The organism is Embleya hyalina, from assembly GCF_003967355.1.
GTDB classification, from domain to species: domain Bacteria; phylum Actinomycetota; class Actinomycetes; order Streptomycetales; family Streptomycetaceae; genus Embleya; species Embleya hyalina.
Map to the genome: position 1 here is coordinate 407,375 of NZ_BIFH01000016.1, position 18,516 is coordinate 425,890.

The following is an 18,516-nucleotide window of genomic DNA, read 5'->3' on the forward strand; positions in this document are numbered from 1 at the left end:
TTCGGATCAATCCTCTTGCGCCGGGGGGCGACGCAATGCAATCTAACACCATTAGGGATCGACTAACGCTGTTAGGGAGAGTCATGTCGCACGAGTCGGGGGCGGGGCCGATATCCGGGTCGGATCGGGCCGGCGCGCCGCGTAAGGGGCTGATCCTGGCCACGCTGTGTGTGGCGCTGTTCGTGGCGATGCTCGACAACGTCGTGGTGTCCAACGCGCTGCCGAGCATCGACCGCGACCTCGACGCCGGGGTCAGCGGGCTCCAGTGGGTGATGGAGGGCTACAGCCTCGTCTTCGCCGCGCTGCTGCTCACCGGCGGCACGCTGGGCGACCGGTACGGCCGACGCCGGGTGTTCCTGATCGGCCTCGGCATCTTCACGGCGGGATCGGTGGCCTGCGCCCTGGCCGGGTCGTTGGCGGCGCTGATCGCCGGTCGCGCGGTCCAGGGCGTCGGCGGCGCGCTGTTGTTGCCGGGCAGCATGTCGATCATCCGGCACGTGTTCACCGACGACCGGGAGCGGGCCCGGGCGATCGGCGTCTGGTCGGGGGTCTCCGGCGCGGGGCTGGCGCTCGGCCCGGCGATCGGCGGTCCGTTGGTGGACACGTTCGGCTGGGCGAGCGTGTTCTGGATCAATGTGCCGATCGGCGTCGCCGGGATCGTGATCGGCGCCCTCGTGCTCCCGGAGTTCGCCGAGCGTCGCGGGCGCTTCGACGTACCGGGCGTGCTCCTGGGCGTACCCGCCGTCGGCGCGCTGGTGTTCGCGCTGATCGAGGGCCCGGCCCAGGGCTGGACCTCGGCCCGCGTGCTCGGCGCCGGCGCACTGGCCGTGGTCGCGCTGATCGGCTTCGTCGGGGTCGAACTGCGCGCCGCCCAACCGATGCTCGATGTCGGATTCCTCCGGGACCGGGTGATCGGCGCCGCCGTGTGGGTCGGATTCGCGGTCAGCTTCGGGATGTTCGGCGCGTTCTTCTTCCTCGGCCTCTACCTCCAGGACGTGCTCGGGTACACGCCGACGGAGGCCGGGTTCGCGTCGTTCCCGTCGACCCTGGCGATCATGATCGCGGCGCCGATCTCCGGGCGGGTGGCGGGCCGGATCGGGCCGCGGGTACCGCTGGTGGTCGGGCTGACGATGTGCGGGATCGCGCTGGGCGGGCTGTCCTTCTACGGCAAGGACGTGACCTACGCGGAGTTCTGCTGGGTGTTGCCGTTCCTCGGCGGCGGCATGGGCCTGTGCTTCACGCCGATCTCGATCGCGGTGATGTCCCGGGTCGAACCGGCCCGGGCCGGCATGGCCTCGGCGATCTCCAACACCGCCCGCGAACTGGGCGGCGTGGTCGGCATCGCCGCACTCGGCGCGATCCTCACGGCGCGGATGTCGAGTCGGCTGGGCGACCTCCTGGACCGCGCGGACGTACCGCCGGACCAGGCCCGGAAGGTGGTCGACGCGAGCACGTCGGGTGGCGGCGGGGGCATCGGGCACCTGGGTACGGCGCCGCCGGTCGTGCGCGAGGCGGCCTCGACGGCGTTCATCGACGGTCTGCACCTGGCCCTGTGGACCGGGTCGGCGGTACTGCTCGGGTCGGCGGTGCTGGTGGCGTTCCTGATGCGGGAGCGGCCGGTGGCGACGGCGGCGCGGGGGCGGGCCGCGGAGCGGACGGAGGTGGCGGGACGGGGTCGCGGCAGGTGATGCCGGGCTGCCGCGACCGCCGTCCGTGCGGCGCTTCGGCGACCGCTCTTCAGTACATGCCGCGCATCGCCGTCCGGACCTCGCGCAACGTCTCGTCGGCCACCGCGTTCGCCCGCTCGTTGCCGGCCCGCAACACACGCCGGACCCGCTCGGGATCGCGCGCGTATTCGGTGCGCCGGGCCCGGATCGGGGCCAGGAACTCGTTCACCGCCTCGGTGACGGTCCGCTTCAGCGCGGCGGCTCCCGCGGCGCCGATCTCGTCGGCCACCGCGTGCGGGTCGCGCTCCTGGCACAGCGCGGCCAACAGCACCAGGCCCGCCACCCCGGGCCGGGCGACGGGGTCGTAGGTGATGTGCCGGTCGGCGTCGGTCCGGGCCGCGCGGATCAGCCGGGCCGTCTCGTCCGCGCTCGCCCCCAACGGGATCGCGTTGCCCCGGCTCTTGCTCATCTTGGAGCCGTCGGTGCCGAGCAGCAGCGGCGCGGCCGACAGCAGCGCGTCGGGCACCGGGAAGACCGGCGAACCGCCCGTCGGGTAGCGCTCGTTGAACCGGCGGGCGATGGTCCGGGTGAGTTCGACGTGCGGCAACTGGTCCTGGCCGACCGGGACCAGATTGCCCTTGCAGAACAGGATGTCGGCGGCCTGATGGGCGGGGTAGGTGAACATCAGCCCGCTGACCGCGGCCTGCCGCGAGTGCGCGATCTCGTCCTTGACCGTCGGATTGCGGTTCAGCTCGGCGACCGAGACCAGGCTGAGGAACGGCAGCAACAACTGGTTCAGCGCCGGGATCGCGCTGTGCGTGAAGATGGTGGTGCGGTCGGGGTCGATCCCGACCGCCAGGTAGTCGAGCACCAGGCCCTCGACGTATTCGACCAGGCGCTCGGCGACGTCGCGGTCGGTCAGTACCTGGTAGTCGGCGATGATGAGGAATCCCTCGACGCCGAGATCCTGGAGCCGCACGCGGTTGTGCAGGGTGCCGAAGTAGTGCCCGAGGTGCAGGGGGCCGGTCGGCCGGTCGCCGGTGAGCACCCGAAACCGCCCGGGCTTGTACCGGATCCGCTCCTCGAGTTCGGCGCTCCGCAGCCGCGCGGCGGAGGTACCGATGGCGTCGGTCGCGGCGGTCGTGGTGATATCGAGCAGGTCGTTCATGATCCGTCTCCCGGTGGGTGGTCGGTGAGCCGCCGCCGGAACGACACCCGCCCGCCTCCCGCTTCGGGACACGAAAAAAGGGCCGTCCGTACGAACGACCCCGGTCAGGCCCGAATGGGCGGTCGCTCCTATGTGGAGCGCCACCAACTCGTACCCGATACACGATGCATACCCCGAGCATAACGCGCCGCCGGCGGTGGAGCACAGCGGACGCAAGACGAGCCCGACGGGTCGCGGGAGTCCGGGTGCGCGGGATCGGGGAGTGAACAGCCGGCCCCGACCCCCAATGCGCGGGCCGGGGCTGACACTGTGTCAGGTGATCGACGCCGGTCCGATCTCCACTCGGCCGTTCGGCCCTTCGAGCCACGTCGATCGACCGTCACGGGTCACGGTGACCCCGTGTTGTTCGCGCGTGGGCTCGCCCTGGCCGAGCCACGCTTCGTACGCGGCCTCGATCTCCGCCCACAGATCACGTGGTCCGTGCTCGCTCACCTCGAACGAGTCCGCACCCGGTTTGTAGTCGATGGCCGCCCATGACTTCCCATCCGAGTACCAGACCGTGAACTCGTCGGCCCTGTCGGCTCGTCCGAAGAACGTGCGTTGCTCGACATCGGGCAACCGCAACCCGATCGCGAAGTCCGCGTGTTCCCGCCGCAGGGGACGTGGGTCCGTCAGGGTGTGTCTTACCCGTGCCGTCTCCGGGTCCGGGATGACGTCACCCACGAACGGCCGACCGTCGAACGCCGAGCGCTGCGAGCGGGCCCACATGAAGTTGACGTTTCCCACGAAGCGACCGCTCGCCGTGCCGCTGCCATCCACGCACAGGCGTAGCAGTCCGCTGACGTTGTACGAGTTCCCCCAGGGTGTGACGATCACCCCGCCGGGCTTCACTTGCTCCACCCACGCGTAGGGCACGTGTCGGACGGCCATGGTGGCGATCAGTCTGTCGTAGGGTGCACCGGGCTCGTGTCCTTCGAGACCGTCCCCGACGACCATGGTCGGCACGGTCCGGCAGCGCTCGCGCAAGACCTTGTGAGCGGCGCCCGCGACCTGTTCGTCGATCTCGATCGTGATCATGCTCCCTTCGGTCAGCGCGGCGGACAAGAGCGCGCTTGACCATCCGGTTCCCGTACCGAGTTCGAGCACGTGGTGATTCGGGCGGACGTCGAGTTGCTCGAGCATGAGCCGAACAAGGGACGGCATCGATGCGGACGACGTGGGGATCATGTCGCCGCTGTCGGTGCCGTCGTCCATTTGGATGACAAGAGGCACGTCCGCCTCCACGGCGGCCGCCCATGCGTCCGGGTCCGTGTCGCGATTGATCAGCTCGTCGTCGACTCCCCACACGACGGCGGGAATGTACAGGCGACGGGGCGTGTCCTCGAAAACGTGATCCCAGAAGGGGCCGGGGCGACCCGTCACTTGTCCTTTTCCGGGTTCGTAGGGTCGTTCGTCGGGATCGGCTTGTCCTTCGGCCACTGCCCATCCCGCTGCCTTTGCGGAGTCTTGTCGTCCCCGTCCTTGTCGGGCTTGCCGTGCTCAGGCATCGTCGAGCCTCCCGAATTGTCGAATGGATGTCCATTGTGCGTGCGTACATCCGGTGTGTGGTCACGAACACCCATATGGGGTATGAACTTCCGCTTCGGCCGTGCGGGGCAGGTAGTGTTCGACCAACTGTGCACGGAGGTTGTCGACTTGCCCTCCGTGGACGGCTGATGGAGTGGATCGGGTAGCGCGCCGCGGTACGGACCTCCTCGACGGTCCCGCGCGGCTTGGCGCGGCGGAATCGCGTTCGGGATTTCGATCCGACATTCTGTGCGCCGGGATGTCGAGAACGGTCGGCGGGCTCCGACCCGGATACGAGCGGCCCGCAGGGGCCGGACGCAGCGGACGCACGAGGAGCGAAGTCATGAAGTTCATGTTGCTGATCTACAACCGCCCCGGTTTCGTGGAGGAGCTTTCCGAGGCCGAGCGCACCGAGCTGTTCGGCGAGGTCGACGCGATCATGGCCGAGCTGACCGCGTCCGGTGAACTGCTCGGCGGCGAGGCGCTCGCCGACCCGGCGCAGACCAGGACGGTCCGGGTGCGGGACGGGGTGCCGGCGGTCACCGACGGCCCGTTCATGGAGGCCAAGGAGCACTTCGCGGGGTATCTCCTCGTCGAATGCGAGAGCACCGAGCGGGCCACCGACATCGCCGCCCGCTGGCCGGACGCCAGGCGGTGGGCGATGGAGGTGCGGCCGGTGATGTCCGAGTCGGGGACGGAGATGTGAGCCTGGACGCGCCCGCCGAGGACCTGCTGCGGGAATTGGCCCCGCAGGTCCTCGGTGTGCTCGTCCGCCGACACGGCCAGTTCGACGCGTGCGAGGACGCCGTACAGGAGGCGCTGCTCGCGGCGACCGTGCAGTGGCCGGTGGACGGGCTGCCCGACCACCCGTTCGGGTGGCTGCTCACCGTGGCCGACCGGCGACTGATCGACCACTGGCGCAGCGAACGTGCCCGGCGCAACCGCGAGGAGCGGCTGGCCGCACAGGCGCCGGCCGACGAGCAGGTGGCGCCGGCGCCCGACGGGGAGCCGGCCGGCGCCCGGGACGACGCGTTGACCCTGCTGTTCCTGTGCTGTCACCCCGCGCTGTCGGGGGCCTCGCAGGTGGCACTGACGTTGCGCGCGGTCGGCGGGCTGACCACGGCGCAGATCGCCGACGCCTTCCTGGTTCCCGAGGCCACCATGGCGCAGCGGATCAGCCGGGCCAAGCAGCGGATCAAGGCGGCCGGCGGGCGATTCGGCACCCCCGCCGGGCCCGACGCGGTCGAGCGGCTCCGGGCGGTGCTGCATGTGCTGTACCTGATCTTCAACGAGGGCTACACCGCCAGTTCGGGCCCCGACCTGCACCGGACCGACCTGACCGCCGAGGCGATCCGGCTCACCCGCGCGATACACCGGCTGCGGCCGGACGACGGCGAGATCGCCGGCCTGCTGGCGCTGATGTTGCTCACCGACTCGCGGCGGGCCGCGCGGACCGGCGCCGACGGCGCGCTGATCCCGCTCGCCGAGCAGGACCGGACCCGCTGGCACGCCGAGTCCATCCGCGAGGGCACGGACCTGGTCACCGACGCGCTCACGTGGGGGCCGCCGGGGCCGTACCAGGTCCAGGCCGCGATCGCCGCTGTGCACGCCGAGGCGGCGCGGGCCGAGGACACCGACTGGCCGCAGATCCTCGCGCTGTATCGGCTCCTGGCCCACCTGTCCCCGGGGCCGATGGTCACCCTGAACCGGAGTGTCGCGGCGGCGATGGTGCACGGCCCGCAGGCCGGCCTGGACCTGCTGGACACGCTGGCCGGGGACGAGCGCATGGCCGGCCGGCACCGGGTCTGGGCGGTCCGGGGCCACCTGCTCGAACTGGCCGGGGACCGCGAGGCGGCCCGGGAGGCGTACCGCACGGCGGCCCGCCGTACCACGAGCCTGCCGGAGCGTCGCTACCTGGAGATACGCGCGGCGCGGGTGGGCGGGAGCGCCTGAGGGATTTCACCGGAAATCGCTCGGCGCGGATGTCGAGAACGTGTCGTCGGCTCCGACCTCACCGTGAGAACAGCGGAAACGGCCCGAATCCCCAGGGAGCACATCATGCGCAGGATCCTCTACATGGTCCACCAGTCGCTCGACGGCTACATCGAGGGACCCAACGGTGAGTTCGACTGGCCGACGATGGGTCCGGAGCTGTCCGACTTCGGGCAGACGATCAACGACGGGGTCGACACGTTCCTGTACGGCCGCGTGGTGTGGGAGATGATGTCCGGCTACTGGCCGATCGTCGAGACCATCTCCACCCATCCGCACGACCTGCGGTTCGCGCCGATCTGGCGGGCCACCCGCAAGGTCGTGGTCTCGGCCACGCTCAAGCAGGCGGAGCACGGCGCCGAGGTGATCGGTGCGAACGTGGCCGAGGACGTCGCCGCGCTCAAGGCCGAGCCCGGCAAGGACATCCTGCTGACCGGCGGCGCGGGACTGGCCAACACGCTCACCGAACTGGGCCTGATCGACGAGTACCTGGTCTTCGTGCACCCGCTGATCCTGGGCGGTGGCAAGCCGGTCTTCCGGAACGACGACGTGCGCCACGCGCTGCGCCTGGTCGATTCGCGGACCTTCGACGCCGGTGTGGTGATGGTGCGCTACGCACGCGTCGAGGACTGAGCCGACCGAGCCCGGGTCACGGGGGTGCCCGGGCTCGCGCCTCAGAGCCGGCCGGCCGCCCGGTCGGCGAGCCAGGCATCGAACGCGGACCGGGCTTCGTCGGCGTCCTGCTCGGTCAACGAGCGGTTCTGGTGCGTGATTTCGAGGTGTACGCCGTTGGGGTCGAAGCAGTAGACGGAGTACCAGACACCCTCGTGGTCGATCGGGCCGCGCACCTCGACGCCGTGGCGGCGGATCTGCTCGGCCATCGCGTCGACCTCGGCGGGGGAGTCGACGGCGAGCGCGACGTGCCGGGTCCACCACTCCAGGCCGTCGGGGACCGGCTCGTACTCCTTGGCCACGTCGAAGAACGCGATGCACTCGCCGCTCGCGAGCGCGTAGAAGACGTGCAGGAACGGCGGGGTCACCTCGCCGTTGCCGATGGTCCGGGACTCCTCGCGTACCGCGCCCGCGAGTTCGGCGCCGACCGCCTCGGTCCAGAAGCGGTGCGTCGCGGCCAGATCCCGGGTTTGGTAGGCGAGGTGATTCAGCGCCACGGGTACTGCCATGGTGTGCTCCCGTCCGGTCGACGTGCGGGCAACTCCCTTACACCGAACACCATATCGCTGGTTGTATCGGCTCGGGTCGATCGTGGCCTACGGGACGGGTCGGTGGACGCGCGCCGATCCGGGCGGCGGGAGTGGCGGCCCGAGCGGTCGCCGACCAGGGCGGCGAGGCGGTCCAGGCCGGCGTCGATGCGGGCCGGTTCCAGGTCGCCGCCGGACAGGCGCAGCCGGTGGGCGGGCCCGATACCCGGGTTGTAGAAGTGCGCCATGGGTGTCCACAACACGCCGAACTCCCGGGCGGACACCTCCAGTAGCGCGTCGTCGACCAGGAACGGGACGGTCAGCACGGTGAACGGGCCGCCGGCCGGGTTGTGCCAGTGCACTCGGCCGGCCAGTGGGCCGTGGCCGAAGCGGGCGGCGAGACCTTCGAGCAGGTGGCGGGGGTTGTGCAGGTAAACGCGTGCGGCCCAGGTGGTTCGGTCGGGAGTGTTGGTGTTGGTGTTGGTGTTGGTGTTGGTGTTGGTGTTGGCGCTGGTGGTGGCGGGTGGGATGTGGGTGCTTCGGGTGAAGGTGTCCACGTGTACGACCCGGCGGCGGGTGTCGAGGGTGTGCAGCGCCGGCGGGCGGTGGGCGGCGGCGGGTATCGGCACCGGGCCGTAGGGGTCGTCCTCCAGGAGCAGGAGGTCCAAATCGCCGACCAGGTCGAGCAGTTCACATCTGGCGGGCAGGTCCAGACCGATTCCGGCCGGGGTGGCGAAGTCCGGGACCAGGTACAGCGCTCGGGGCCGCAGTCCGGCGGCGCGGGCCCCGTGTACCTGGGCGGCGAGGTCGTCGAGGTCGACGCCGCGCGGGCCGTCGGCGACGGGGAGCACCGGCAGTTCGGCGAGGCGGGCGGCGCGGGTGAGGCCGATGTAGGTGGGCGCGACGGCCAGGACCACGTCCCGATCCGAGCGGCGCAGCACCCGCAACGCGTGGGCCAGCGCCTCCTGACGTCCGTCGGCCGACTCGGTGCGCGCCGGGTCAACGGGACGTCCGGCGGCCAGGGACACCGCACGTGGGTAGCGGTCGGCGACCTCGTCGAGCAGGGCGGTCGAGTGCAGCACGGGGTCGACGCGTGCCGGGGCGATCGACGTATCGGGCGTCCGACTCGGGCTCATCGCACCTCCGTTGCCGCACTCGCCGGGCCGCCGACCCGGTGTGTGGGCCGGGGGATCGCCGGTTGGCGACGAGGCTAGGAGGGTGACGTGCGAGAGGGGCGGGATCTGAGCAAAACGTGAGGTTCGGGGGACGGGTCGGGGCTGCCGGTGGGGGCTCGACCGTCGCCGTGTTCCCGGGGCGCGGCGGGTCGGGCCCCGGGCGGCTCAGCGCGTGGGGCGGGCCGGGCGCCACATGGTGGTGACCACGTGGCCGGTGTCCAGGGTGACCGTGTCGAGGGTGGCGAAACCCGCCCGCTCGTAGCGCGCGTTGTTGGCCGGGTTGCACGACTCCAGGTAGGCGGGCGCGCCGAGGGCGTCGATCCGGGCCAGGTTCTCGGTCAGCAGACCCATGCCGAGGCCACGGCCGCGGTGGTCGTCGTGGGTGGCCAACAGGCTCAGGTAGAAGTGCGGTTCGCTCGGTTGGGCGTCGCCGAGCAGTTCGAAGATGCGCAGGATCGCGTCGGCGGTCGGGCGGTCGGTGAGCTCGACCAGGAACGTCTCCAGGTCGCTCTCCTCCTCCGCCGCCAACTCGCTCGCGCCCGGCGGAATCCACAGCGCGGCGGCCTCGACGTGCTCGGTCACCAGCGTCCAGGGGTGCCGCAGCGCGGAGCAGGCGAGCAACCGCCACAGTTGGGCGGCCTGTTCGGCGCGACGCCCGACGTCGGGAAACGCCGGTCCCCACATGGGGTCGTCGAAGAACGCGGTGGTCAGGGCGGCGACGATCGCGTCGACATCCGCGCTCGTCGCCACCCGTGCGGGTACGGGATGGTACGGGGAAGTGCTCACGCGCCCACCCTAGGCCGACGCTGCCGTCGGGCCGCCGCAACCCCGCCGGTCAGCCCGAACGCGCGGACGTACGAGCCGATTTCCGTCGACCGGCGGGTCGATGTCGCGCGGCGGGCGGGCCCACCCCCGTGTGTCGGCCGCGTGGGTGCGGGCGAACGTCTGCCGGTCGAGCGTGATCAGGTCGAACGTCGGCCCGTGGAAGCCCCATTCCTAGTTGTCCAACAACGACCGGTGCAGGTAGCCGCGCACCGCGATGCCGTCGGCCGGCGCCGCCGCCGGTTCGGCCGGGGCGCCCGAGGTGTAGCCGATCCGCCGGGTGTCGTCGTCCGTCGCGATGCCGTTCTCGGTGACGATCGGCGGGACGGGGCCGACCACCCTCGCCGTGTGGCGCAGTGCCTCGCCGAGCGCCGGCGGGTGGAACTCCCGGCCGGTGAGCGTACGTTCGGCGTCATCGGGGATCGGCAGCGGACCGTCGGGGCCGATCCGGGTACGGGTGTACGACTACACCCCGTCGCCCCCGGCCACGGGCGGGCCCGCGGCCTCTCGTCGGGACGTCTCCGCGGATGTGGCCCGGGCCCCAGGGCCGTTGCCTGGTGCGGGCTCCGTACCCGACGCCGCCTGGGCGGCCCGAATCCTGCTCGCCGCCGTCGACGGCCTTCGATTCCGGTGGCTGTGCGCGGCGCGGTACTCACCTCCGCCCTCCCGACCGCCGACAGGCCGAACGGGAACGCCGGCCGAACCGACAACCCCCGACCGGACGAGAGCGCGGCGGCCGGCGACCCCGTCCCCGAGGACGACGAGGACGACGGGGACGACGAGGACGCCTGAACCGCACGCCCTCGACACCCCGCCCCCACCACCTCCGCCCGAGTCGTCGGTCCGCTCCGGCGTGACGGGGGCGTCGTCGGGTAGATGTCGAACCATGACCGCACGAGCAGCCCAACCACCTCCGAGCCACGGCGTCGGCGGTCACCACCTACCCATCCATCTCAGCCCACTCGCCCGCCGGCTGACCCCGGCCGGTATCGCGCTACCGGTGTTGATCCTGGCCGCCACCCTGTTCGCGGTGGCCGCCGATACCAATGCGGCCGACGCCCGCGCCCTGTGGATCCCGGCCGCGGTCGGCTCCATCATCGGAGCCGGCATCGCCTGGACCGACATCCTGATCGTCGTACACCGGCGCCGCCCATCGGGCCGGCCCCGCCCGCCCACCGTCGACCGGCCGCGCGCCACGGATGGTTGACTCCGGCCCGTGACCGACCGATCGCGGCGCGTCGACCGACGACGGCGCGAGCGACCCGACCGGTGCCCGCCCACACGCCCCGACCGGCCCGTCGCCCGCGACCGCCCGCCCGGTTCCCGGTGTCGTTCGTGACGACGTCGCGCCGGGCGGCTCCGGCGAGTTGCCGGGGCGGGGCCGGTCGGGGCATTGGCCTCGACGCGGAACGACCCGCGCCTACCCGGGAGTCGGGCCGCCCGGAGGTGTCGCCCCGGCCGCGGCCAGGCGTTTGGCCAACTCACGGCAGCGGGCGGCCAGTTCCGGCGGGTCGATCACCTCGAAGTCGTGGCCGAGCAGCGCCACGTGCATGAGGACGTAGTCGAGGCTGCCCGCGCCGCTGACGACCTCGCAGCGGTCGTCCCCGCGCGGGTGGACGACGGCCGCCGACGGGGGGATCTGCGCGCGTACCGTGTCGGCCGGCGCGTGGACGAGGAAGCGGGCCCGGTGCGCGTACACCCGACTCGCCACACCCTCCTGCACATACGCCGCCGCGTCCGGCGCGGCCCGCGGCCGGAAGCGCCAGGTCCGCGCCGACACCCCGGTCATCCGGTCGACCCGGAAACTGCGCCAGCCGTCCCGGTCGAGGTCGTACGCGAGGAGATACCACCGTCGATCGGAGGCGACCAGCCGATAGGGCTCGACCCGCCGCCGCCGTACCTCGCCCCCGGACGGGTAGTCGAAGCCCGCCTCGACCTCGTCCCGGCACGCCCCCGCCAGCGTCATCACCACCTCGGGGTCGACGGGCGTACGTCCCCGGCCGAAGAACTCCACCGAACCCGACAGCGCCCGCACCTCGTGCCACAACCGCGTGGGCAGCACCCGATCGAGCTTGGTCAGCGCCCGGAGCGCGGCCTCCCCGGCACCGGCGACCGCGCCGCCCGCACCCGCGAGCAACGAGACCGCGGTCGCGATCGCCTCCTCGTCGTCCAACAGCAGCGGCGGCACCTCCTGTCCCGCGCCGAGCCGGTAGCCCCCGCCGACCCCCTGCTCGGCGTGCACCGGATACCCCAGCACCCGCAGTCGCTCCACGTCACGCCGCACCGTCCGGGTCGTGACCCGCAGCCGATCGGCCAACTCCGTCCCGGTCCACACCCGACGCCGCTGCAACAGCCCGAGCAACGTGAGGACCCGCTCCGTGGTCCCCAACTCGCCACCGCTCGCCACATCCATGCCGTCCACCGTGCCAGAGACAGCGGACCGATCCTGTCCGCAATGCGTGCCACGATCGTCGCGGTGGGAAGAGCGGCAAGAGCCCCCACGAAGACACACATCCGAACCCTCGCGAACGGACCACCCCATGAGCCGGCACATCCAGGTCACCTTCGACGCCCACGACCCCAAGGCCCTGTCCACCTTCTGGCGCGACGCCCTCGGCTACGTCCACCCCGCCCCGCCCGGAGTCGACCTGCCCGAGGGCGCCGACCCCCTCGCCGCCTGGGACGACTTCCTCGCCCGGATCGGCGTCCCGGAGGAGCAGCGCAACTCGCGGTCGGCCATCGAGGACCCGGAGGGCCGGGGCCCACGCGTGTTCTTCCAGCGGGTCCCCGAGGGCAAGACCGCCAAGAACCGCGTCCACCTCGACGTCCGCGCGGCCCCCGGTCTCCGAGGCGACGAACGTATGGCGGCCCTCGAAGCCGAATGCGCCCGCCTCGAAGCCCTCGGCGCCAAGCGCGTACACCGCCAAGACCCCACGCCGCCCCTGGACGCCGGCCACATCGTCATGACCGACCCGGAAGGCAACGAATTCTGCCTCGACTGACCCGGCGGCCCCTGAAGCGGAGCGGTCGGGCGGGGCCGGCGTCGATGCCGTCGCGGCCGTGGTCGTCGTCCGCCCGTCACGCCGGCTCGCCCGTCGCCCGTAGGGGCTCAGACCAGGTCCGCCTCGTAGGCGGCGATGACCAGGTGGACGCGGTCTCGGGCGTTCAGCTTGGACAGGAGGCGGGCCACGTGGCTTTTCGCGGTGGCCATCGTGATGTACAACTCGGCGGCGATCTCGGCGTTGGAGCGGCCGCGGGCGATCAGGACCAGGACCTCGCGCTCGCGGTCGGTGATGCCCTCGACCGGCCGTCGGCGGCGGGCGGGTGCGGGGGCTCGGTCGGCGAAGTCGCGGATCAGGCGGCGGGTGACCGCCGGGGCGATCAGCGCGTCGCCGGCGGAGACCACCCGGATCGCCGCGATGATGTCCTCCAGCACCATGTCCTTCACCAGGAACCCGGCGGCGCCCGCGCGCAGCGCCCCGTACACGTTCTCGTCCTCGTCGAACGTGGTGAGCACGATCACCCGCGAGGCCGGGGACTTCGCGGTGATGATCCGGGTGGCCTCGATCCCGTCCATCACCGGCATCCGGATGTCCATCACCACCACGTCCGGACCGAGTTCGTCGACCAGCCGGACCGCGTCGGCGCCGGTGCCCGCCTCGCCGATCACGTCGATGTCCGCGATGTCGGCGATCAGCATCCGCAGCCCGGCACGCACCACCGGCTGGTCGTCCACCAAGAGGACCCGGATCGTCATATCGGCAACCCCGCGGCCACCCGGAAGCCGCCCTCCGGCCTCGGACCGGAGCTGAACCACCCGTGCAGCAGGGCGACCCGCTCCCGCATCCCGGCGATCCCGTAGCCGCTGCCCGGGAGCCCCGGCGCCCGATCGCCGCCCCCGCCACAACCGTCGTCCACGATCTCCAGCGCCAACTCCGCCACCCCGTAGTCCACCGACACCCGGCAGTGGTCGGCCCCCGCGTGCCGCACCACGTTGGTGACCGATTCCTGAATGATCCGGAACGCCGACGACTCGATCTCCGCCGCCAGCGGCCGGGGTCGCCCCATCCGGCGGATCTCCACCCGGACCCCCGCCTCCGCCGTGCCCGCCACCAGTCGGTCGAGATCCGCGAGGCCCGCCACCGGCGCGCCCGGCGCCGGGCCCACCGCGCCGTCGTCCGCCTCGCGCAGCGCGCCGAGCAGGTGCCGCAGCCCCGTCAGCGTCTCCCGGCTGGTCGCCTCGATCACCCCGAGCGCGTCGCGCGCCCCGGTCGGCTGGGTCTCGATCACCCGCCGCGCCGCGCCTGCCTGGATCGCGATGGCGCCGATGTTGTGCGCGACCATGTCGTGCAACTCCCGAGCGATCCGCAGCCGTTCGGCCTGCACCGCCTGTACCGCGACCTGCGCGCGCAACTCCTCGGCGTGGTCCTGCCGGAGGCGGATCCAACTGCCCAGGATCCACGCCGCGACGGCGATCACCGCCAGCCCCGAGGACGGCCCGGTGAGCACGGCGAAGATCCGGCCCGCCGGTACGAAGGCCGCCGCGACCACGGCCCAGCCGGTGAGCACACCCACCAGGCCCGCCACCGAGGCCCGGCGCGTACAGGTCACCGCGAGATGGAAGACCAGTACATCCGCCGCCAGGAACAGCGGCCAGCACCGCGTCCCGAACACCCGGGCCGCGACCGCCTCGGCCAGCAGCAGCCCGAGCGCCGGCAGCGGCCACCGCACCGCCCACCCGATCGGCAGCGCCATCACCACGGCCACCGCCACCACCAGGCCCGGCGACGGCGCCAGGAAGTGATCCCGGGCCAGGAACACCGGATGCGTCGGCCGCGGCAGCGTCCCGTACAGCAGCAGCGCGAACGCGGGGACCGCGCACCAGCCGAGCGTCGTCAACGCGCCCGGCGACAACCGGGTCGGCGGGGCGGAGGGCTTCGAGAGTCGTGGCACGTGCCGACCCTAGCCGGCGGCGGCCCACCCCGAATCAGCCCGTGGACCGCATCCCGCGGGCGGAGCCGAGCACACCCGCGGGCGGAGCCGAGCCATACCCGGGGACGGAGCCGCCCGCCCCCGGCGGCCGGGCCACGGGCCGATGCGACCCGTACCCGCCCCCCGGCAACCTCGACGGCATGATCGAGATCGAACACCTCACCAAGCGCTACGGCCGTGTCCTGGCCGTCGACGGGTTGACCTTCACCGTGCGACCGGGCCGGGTGACCGGATTCCTCGGCCCCAACGGCGCGGGCAAGACCAGCACCCTGCGCATGCTGCTCGGCCTGAACACCCCCACCAGCGGCCGGGCGACCATCGACGGGCGTTCGTTCCGCGAGTTCGGTACCGGACTGCGCCATGTCGGCGCCCTCCTCGACGCGAACGACGTACACGACGGCCGCACCGCGAACGCCCACCTGGGCGCGCTGGCCCGCAGCAACGGACTCCCGCGCGGCCGGGTGCGCGAGGTATTGGCCACCGTCGGCCTGGGCGACGCGGGCCGGCGGCGGATCGGCGGCTTCTCGCTCGGCATGCGACAGCGCCTCGGCATCGCCGCCGCGCTCCTGGGCGACCCGCCCGTGCTGCTCTTCGACGAGCCGGTCAACGGCCTCGATCCGGAGGGCATCCGGTGGGCGCGCGGGTTGTTCCGCGAACTGGCGGCGGAGGGCCGCACCGTGCTGGTCTCCAGCCACCTGATGGGCGAGATGGAACACACCGCCGACCACCTGGTCGTGATCGGCGCCGGACGGTTGATTGCGGACGAATCACTCGCCGCCTTCGCGGCCCGCGCGACCACCGGCGGCGTCACCGTGCGAACGCCCGACCCGACCGCGCTGGCCGCCGTGTTGGCCGAGGCCGGTGCCACGGTGCGGGCGCACGGCCCCGACACGCTCTCGGTGACCGGCCCGACCGCCGCCGAGGTCAACGAACTGGCCTTCACCCACCGGGTGATGGTCCACGAGGTCACCGCACACGGCAAAACCCTGGAGGACGCGTTCATGCAGCTGACGGCGGACAGCGTGCGGTACCGCGCGGCGGCGACCGCGGCCGGCGCCGAGGGAGGGGCGGGCCGATGAGCACCACGTGCACGACCGCGGACACCCGGTCCCCGGCCGCCCGCCCCCGATGGCGCGACCTGATCGCCGCCGAGTGGATCAAACTGACCTCGCTGCGCTCGACCCCGATCGTGCTCGGCCTGCTCGTGCCGCTCTACCTCTACTTCGCCCACGGCGGCGCCGCCACCACGTACGCCGACTGGCCGACCCTGGCCGCCGAGCTCAAGCGGCACCCGGATCCGGCGCACGACGCCTTCCCCTTCCCGAAGTTCCTACTGCTGATGGCCACCGCCGGCACGCTCGGCGCGATGACCGTGGCGGGGGAGCAGGCGAGCGGCCTGATCCGGACCACGTTCATCGCGGTACCGGCACGCACCCGAGTCCTGGCGGCCAAGGCGGCGGTGCTCGCCGGCACCCTCGCCGTCGTCGGCCTGGTGATCGGCGTCGGCGTCTGGGGCGTCACGCTGGCCACCTACGGCGACCGGATCCCGGGCTTCTCGTACGGCACTCCCGGCGTGGCCCGCGCGGTCGCCGGCACCGCCGTGATGCTTGCCGTCTGCGGGCTGATCGGCATGGCCCTGGCGGCGATCATCCGCAACACCGCCGGAACGGTGTTCGCGGTGCTGGTCTTCTTCCTGGCCGGACCGGTGGCCGGAAAGGGACGCGTCCCGCCGCTGGACGCGGACCGCAGCGCACACGTGACCAACGCGCTGCCCGGCTACGCGTGGGGGCGGCTGACCGTGATGGACCCGGGCCACACCGTCGAACGGCTCCCGTCCGTGCCGACGGCGTGGATCACGCTCGCCGCCTGGGCGTTCGCGGCACTGGCGGTAATGCTGCCGCTGCTGCGCCGCCGCGACGTCTGACCCGCGCCGCGACCCGCCTCCGGCTCCCCCACCGTGACAAGGACCCAGGATGCCCACGCCCACACCCACCACCCCGGCCCGCCTCCACCCCGCCCGTTTCCCCGATCTGATCGCCGCCGAGTGGCTGAAACTCTCCTGCCGGCGGCTGCTCCTGCTCTCCCTGTTCCTCGCCCCGCCGTGCACCGCCGCCCTGTCCTGGTTCCTGTGCTCCGGCGTGGACCTCGTCGGCACGCGCGGTCGCACCGACTTCGATCGACTCGCCGCCTCCTTCGATCACGGCGTCTGGGGCTTGCTGATGATCGGCGCCGCGGTGATCGGCGCACTGTCCTTCACCGGCGAGGACGCGAGCGGCCTGATCCGCACCACCTTCATCGCCGTCCCGGACCGGCGCCGCGTACTCCTCGCCAAGGCCGCCGTGTCGGCCGTCGTGGCGACGGCGGTCGGCGTGCCCACGGCGATCGCCTCGTTCGGGACGTCCCAGGCGGTGTTGTCCGGCAAGGGCCTCGGCCTCGCGCTCGGCGATCCCGGCGTGGCACGCGGGTTCCTGGCGGCGTGTGTACTGCTGCCGACGGCCGCGCTGCTCGGTCTGGCCGTCGGCGTGCTGGTCCGGCATCGGGCGGGCGCGGTGTTCGCGGTCTTCGTCACGCTCGGCGTGGTGCCCGAACCGATCCCCGAGGGCGGCCGATTCCTCGCCGAGGCGGCCAACCTCATGCCGCGCAACGCCTGGTCCGCGCTGGTGGGCCTGGGCACCGCCGACGACGAGCTCGGCCCGTACCCCCCGTCGGTGACCCACTCCTGGCTCGTCCTGGCCGGTTGGCCGCTCGCCCTCCTGACCGCCGCCGCACTCGTCCTGCGCCGCCGCGACCTCTGAGCGGCGCAACGTGCGCCGAAACGAGGGCAATCCGCCACTGCGGAGCGTAATCGAGTGGCGACGCCCAGGTAAACGGCCTCGGATCGCCGGGAAAACCTTGACACGCTCTATTGGTCTGGACCACTTTGGCCTAGACCAATAAGCGCGCAGGGCGGGCTGACGCGCACGCAGTCCCATCGCTACCACCCACATCGCTTCTCCACGCACGGAGGCAGTAGTGGCACGCGTTCCGCACGTTCCGCGAGCGAAGTCCCCTCGCCGCGGACATCCCACCATCGCCGCCCTCGCGGCGATCACCCTGGCCGGCGCCGGTCTCACCCTCGTGGGCGCCGGCAGTGCCCGGGCCGCCGACAACCTGGTGAGCAACCCCGGCTTCGAGGACGGACTTTCCGGCTGGACCTGTACGGCCGGCTCCGGCGCGGCGGCGAGCACCCCGGTGCATGCCGGCACCGGAGCGCTCAAGGCCACCCCGGCGGGCGCGGACAACGCCCGCTGCAGCCAGACCGTCACGGTTCTCCCGAACTCCGCCTACACGCTGAGCGCCTGGGTCCAGGGCAGCTACGTCTACCTGGGCGCGACCGGCACCGGCACCACCGACCCGTCCACCTGGACGCCGGGCGCCGGCACCTACCAGCAGCTCACCACCACGTTCCGGACCGGTCCGTCCACCACGTCCGTCACCGTCTACACCCACGGCTGGTACGGCCAACCCGCCTACTACGCCGACGACATCACCCTGTCCGGACCCGGCGGCGGCACCCAGATCCCGGCCGCGCCCACCGGTCTGGCGGCCGGGGCCCCCACCGACACGAGTGTTCCGCTCTCGTGGAACGCGGTGCCCGGTGCGACCGGCTACAACGTGTATCGGGACGGCGCCAAGGTGCAGTCCGTGACCGGCACTTCCGCCACGGTCACCGGTCTGACCCCGTCCACCGCCTACACCTTCCAGGTCACCGCGACCAACTCCGCCGGCGAGTCCCCCAAGTCGGCGACGGTGAGCGCGAGCACCACCGGCGGCGGCACCCAGATCCCGGCCGCGCCCACCGGTCTGGCCGCCGGGGCCCCCACCGACACGAGTGTTCCGCTCTCGTGGAACGCGGTGCCCGGTGCGACCGGCTACAACGTGTATCGGGACGGCGC

The 18,516-nt window shown here is 72.4% G+C and carries 20 protein-coding genes and 1 pseudogene; 11 read left to right on the forward strand and 10 right to left on the reverse strand.

All coding sequences use genetic code 11. The annotated features are described in order from the left end of the window. Positions 1 to 83: 83 nt before the first annotated feature. Positions 84 to 1,688 (forward strand): MFS transporter, encoded by a 1,605-nt coding sequence (locus EMA17_RS12495; RefSeq protein ID WP_126637004.1) that lies wholly within the window; start codon positions 84 to 86, stop codon positions 1,686 to 1,688. Positions 1,689 to 1,737: 49 nt separating this feature from the next. Here the strand turns inward: EMA17_RS12495 and trpS are convergent, their stop codons facing one another. From trpS to EMA17_RS55310, 3 genes are all read right to left on the reverse strand, one after another. Continuing rightward, positions 1,738 to 2,835 carry a tryptophan--tRNA ligase gene (trpS, locus tag EMA17_RS12500; protein ID WP_126637005.1) on the reverse strand — a complete coding sequence of 366 codons (1,098 nt, stop codon included), beginning with the start codon at positions 2,833 to 2,835 and terminating at the stop codon, positions 1,738 to 1,740. A 312-nt stretch (positions 2,836 to 3,147) separates the two neighbouring features. Next, on the reverse strand, positions 3,148 to 4,182 hold the full coding sequence (locus tag EMA17_RS12505; RefSeq protein WP_246126615.1) for a methyltransferase domain-containing protein: 1,035 nt from the start codon (positions 4,180 to 4,182) through the stop codon (positions 3,148 to 3,150). A gap of 71 nt (positions 4,183 to 4,253) precedes the next feature. Continuing rightward, a complete protein-coding gene (locus EMA17_RS55310) occupies positions 4,254 to 4,382 on the reverse strand; it encodes a hypothetical protein (RefSeq protein WP_281290482.1) in 129 nt (42 codons plus the stop codon). A gap of 362 nt (positions 4,383 to 4,744) precedes the next feature. Between EMA17_RS55310 and EMA17_RS12515 the strand changes: the two genes are divergently transcribed. From EMA17_RS12515 to EMA17_RS12525, 3 genes are all read left to right on the forward strand, one after another. Beyond that, entirely contained in the window at positions 4,745 to 5,107 is a 363-nt protein-coding gene (locus EMA17_RS12515) for a YciI family protein (protein ID WP_126637008.1), read from the forward strand. Further along, positions 5,104 to 6,354 carry an RNA polymerase sigma factor gene (locus EMA17_RS12520; protein WP_371862991.1) on the forward strand — a complete coding sequence of 417 codons (1,251 nt, stop codon included), beginning with the start codon at positions 5,104 to 5,106 and terminating at the stop codon, positions 6,352 to 6,354. The genes EMA17_RS12515 and EMA17_RS12520 overlap by 4 nt, the downstream gene beginning before the upstream one ends. A 105-nt stretch (positions 6,355 to 6,459) precedes the next feature. Then, positions 6,460 to 7,026, forward strand: a complete 567-nt coding sequence (locus EMA17_RS12525) for a dihydrofolate reductase family protein (protein WP_126637010.1) — start codon at positions 6,460 to 6,462, stop codon at positions 7,024 to 7,026. A 41-nt stretch (positions 7,027 to 7,067) separates the two neighbouring features. Here EMA17_RS12525 and EMA17_RS12530 read toward each other — a convergent pair whose 3' ends face one another. From EMA17_RS12530 to EMA17_RS53990, 4 genes and pseudogenes are all read right to left on the reverse strand, one after another. Continuing rightward, complete coding sequence (locus tag EMA17_RS12530) at positions 7,068 to 7,574, reverse strand: VOC family protein (RefSeq protein ID WP_126637011.1); 507 nt, start codon at positions 7,572 to 7,574, stop codon at positions 7,068 to 7,070. Further along, positions 7,553 to 8,728, reverse strand: coding sequence for an aminotransferase-like domain-containing protein (locus tag EMA17_RS12535; protein ID WP_218042753.1), 1,176 nt, complete (start codon positions 8,726 to 8,728; stop codon positions 7,553 to 7,555). Before EMA17_RS12535 ends, EMA17_RS12530 begins: the two co-directional genes overlap by 22 nt. A gap of 204 nt (positions 8,729 to 8,932) precedes the next feature. Further along, complete coding sequence (locus tag EMA17_RS12540) at positions 8,933 to 9,553, reverse strand: GNAT family N-acetyltransferase (protein WP_246126616.1); 621 nt, start codon at positions 9,551 to 9,553, stop codon at positions 8,933 to 8,935. Positions 9,554 to 9,562: 9 nt separating this feature from the next. Continuing rightward, positions 9,563 to 10,054 (reverse strand): annotated as a pseudogene (locus EMA17_RS53990) (family 1 glycosylhydrolase); the annotation flags it as partial. Positions 10,055 to 10,219: 165 nt separating this feature from the next. On the opposite strand from EMA17_RS53990, the gene EMA17_RS53995 reads away from it, so the two are divergent. Next, positions 10,220 to 10,381, forward strand: a complete 162-nt coding sequence (locus EMA17_RS53995) for a hypothetical protein (protein ID WP_246126617.1) — start codon at positions 10,220 to 10,222, stop codon at positions 10,379 to 10,381. 94 nt (positions 10,382 to 10,475) lie between these two features. Beyond that, a complete protein-coding gene (locus tag EMA17_RS12550) occupies positions 10,476 to 10,796 on the forward strand; it encodes a hypothetical protein (RefSeq protein WP_126637012.1) in 321 nt (106 codons plus the stop codon). A gap of 213 nt (positions 10,797 to 11,009) precedes the next feature. Here EMA17_RS12550 and EMA17_RS12555 read toward each other — a convergent pair whose 3' ends face one another. Next, positions 11,010 to 12,002: a helix-turn-helix transcriptional regulator gene (locus EMA17_RS12555; RefSeq protein WP_126637013.1), complete on the reverse strand. Its 993-nt coding sequence runs from the start codon at positions 12,000 to 12,002 to the stop codon at positions 11,010 to 11,012. Between the two features lie 127 nt (positions 12,003 to 12,129). On the opposite strand from EMA17_RS12555, the gene EMA17_RS12560 reads away from it, so the two are divergent. Then, complete coding sequence (locus EMA17_RS12560) at positions 12,130 to 12,591, forward strand: VOC family protein (protein WP_126637014.1); 462 nt, start codon at positions 12,130 to 12,132, stop codon at positions 12,589 to 12,591. Positions 12,592 to 12,698: 107 nt separating this feature from the next. On the opposite strand, the gene EMA17_RS12565 is transcribed toward EMA17_RS12560, so the two are convergent. Then, positions 12,699 to 13,346 carry a response regulator gene (locus EMA17_RS12565; RefSeq protein ID WP_126637015.1) on the reverse strand — a complete coding sequence of 216 codons (648 nt, stop codon included), beginning with the start codon at positions 13,344 to 13,346 and terminating at the stop codon, positions 12,699 to 12,701. Continuing rightward, the gene (locus EMA17_RS55315) at positions 13,343 to 14,542 is read right to left on the reverse strand and encodes a sensor histidine kinase (RefSeq protein WP_126637016.1); all 1,200 of its coding nucleotides are present in this window, start codon (positions 14,540 to 14,542) and stop codon (positions 13,343 to 13,345) included. The genes EMA17_RS12565 and EMA17_RS55315 overlap by 4 nt, the downstream gene beginning before the upstream one ends. 179 nt (positions 14,543 to 14,721) lie before the next feature. On the opposite strand from EMA17_RS55315, the gene EMA17_RS12575 reads away from it, so the two are divergent. From EMA17_RS12575 to EMA17_RS53270, 4 genes are all read left to right on the forward strand, one after another. Then, positions 14,722 to 15,660: an ABC transporter ATP-binding protein gene (locus EMA17_RS12575; protein ID WP_126637017.1), complete on the forward strand. Its 939-nt coding sequence runs from the start codon at positions 14,722 to 14,724 to the stop codon at positions 15,658 to 15,660. After that, the gene (locus EMA17_RS12580; RefSeq protein ID WP_126637018.1) at positions 15,657 to 16,505 is read left to right on the forward strand and encodes an ABC transporter permease; all 849 of its coding nucleotides are present in this window, start codon (positions 15,657 to 15,659) and stop codon (positions 16,503 to 16,505) included. The genes EMA17_RS12575 and EMA17_RS12580 overlap by 4 nt, the downstream gene beginning before the upstream one ends. Positions 16,506 to 16,554: 49 nt before the next feature. After that, entirely contained in the window at positions 16,555 to 17,376 is an 822-nt protein-coding gene (locus EMA17_RS12585) for an ABC transporter permease (RefSeq protein WP_126637019.1), read from the forward strand. 217 nt (positions 17,377 to 17,593) lie between these two features. Continuing rightward, the coding region (locus tag EMA17_RS53270; RefSeq protein ID WP_218042760.1) for a carbohydrate binding domain-containing protein at positions 17,594 to 18,516 on the forward strand (923 nt) is incomplete at its 3' end.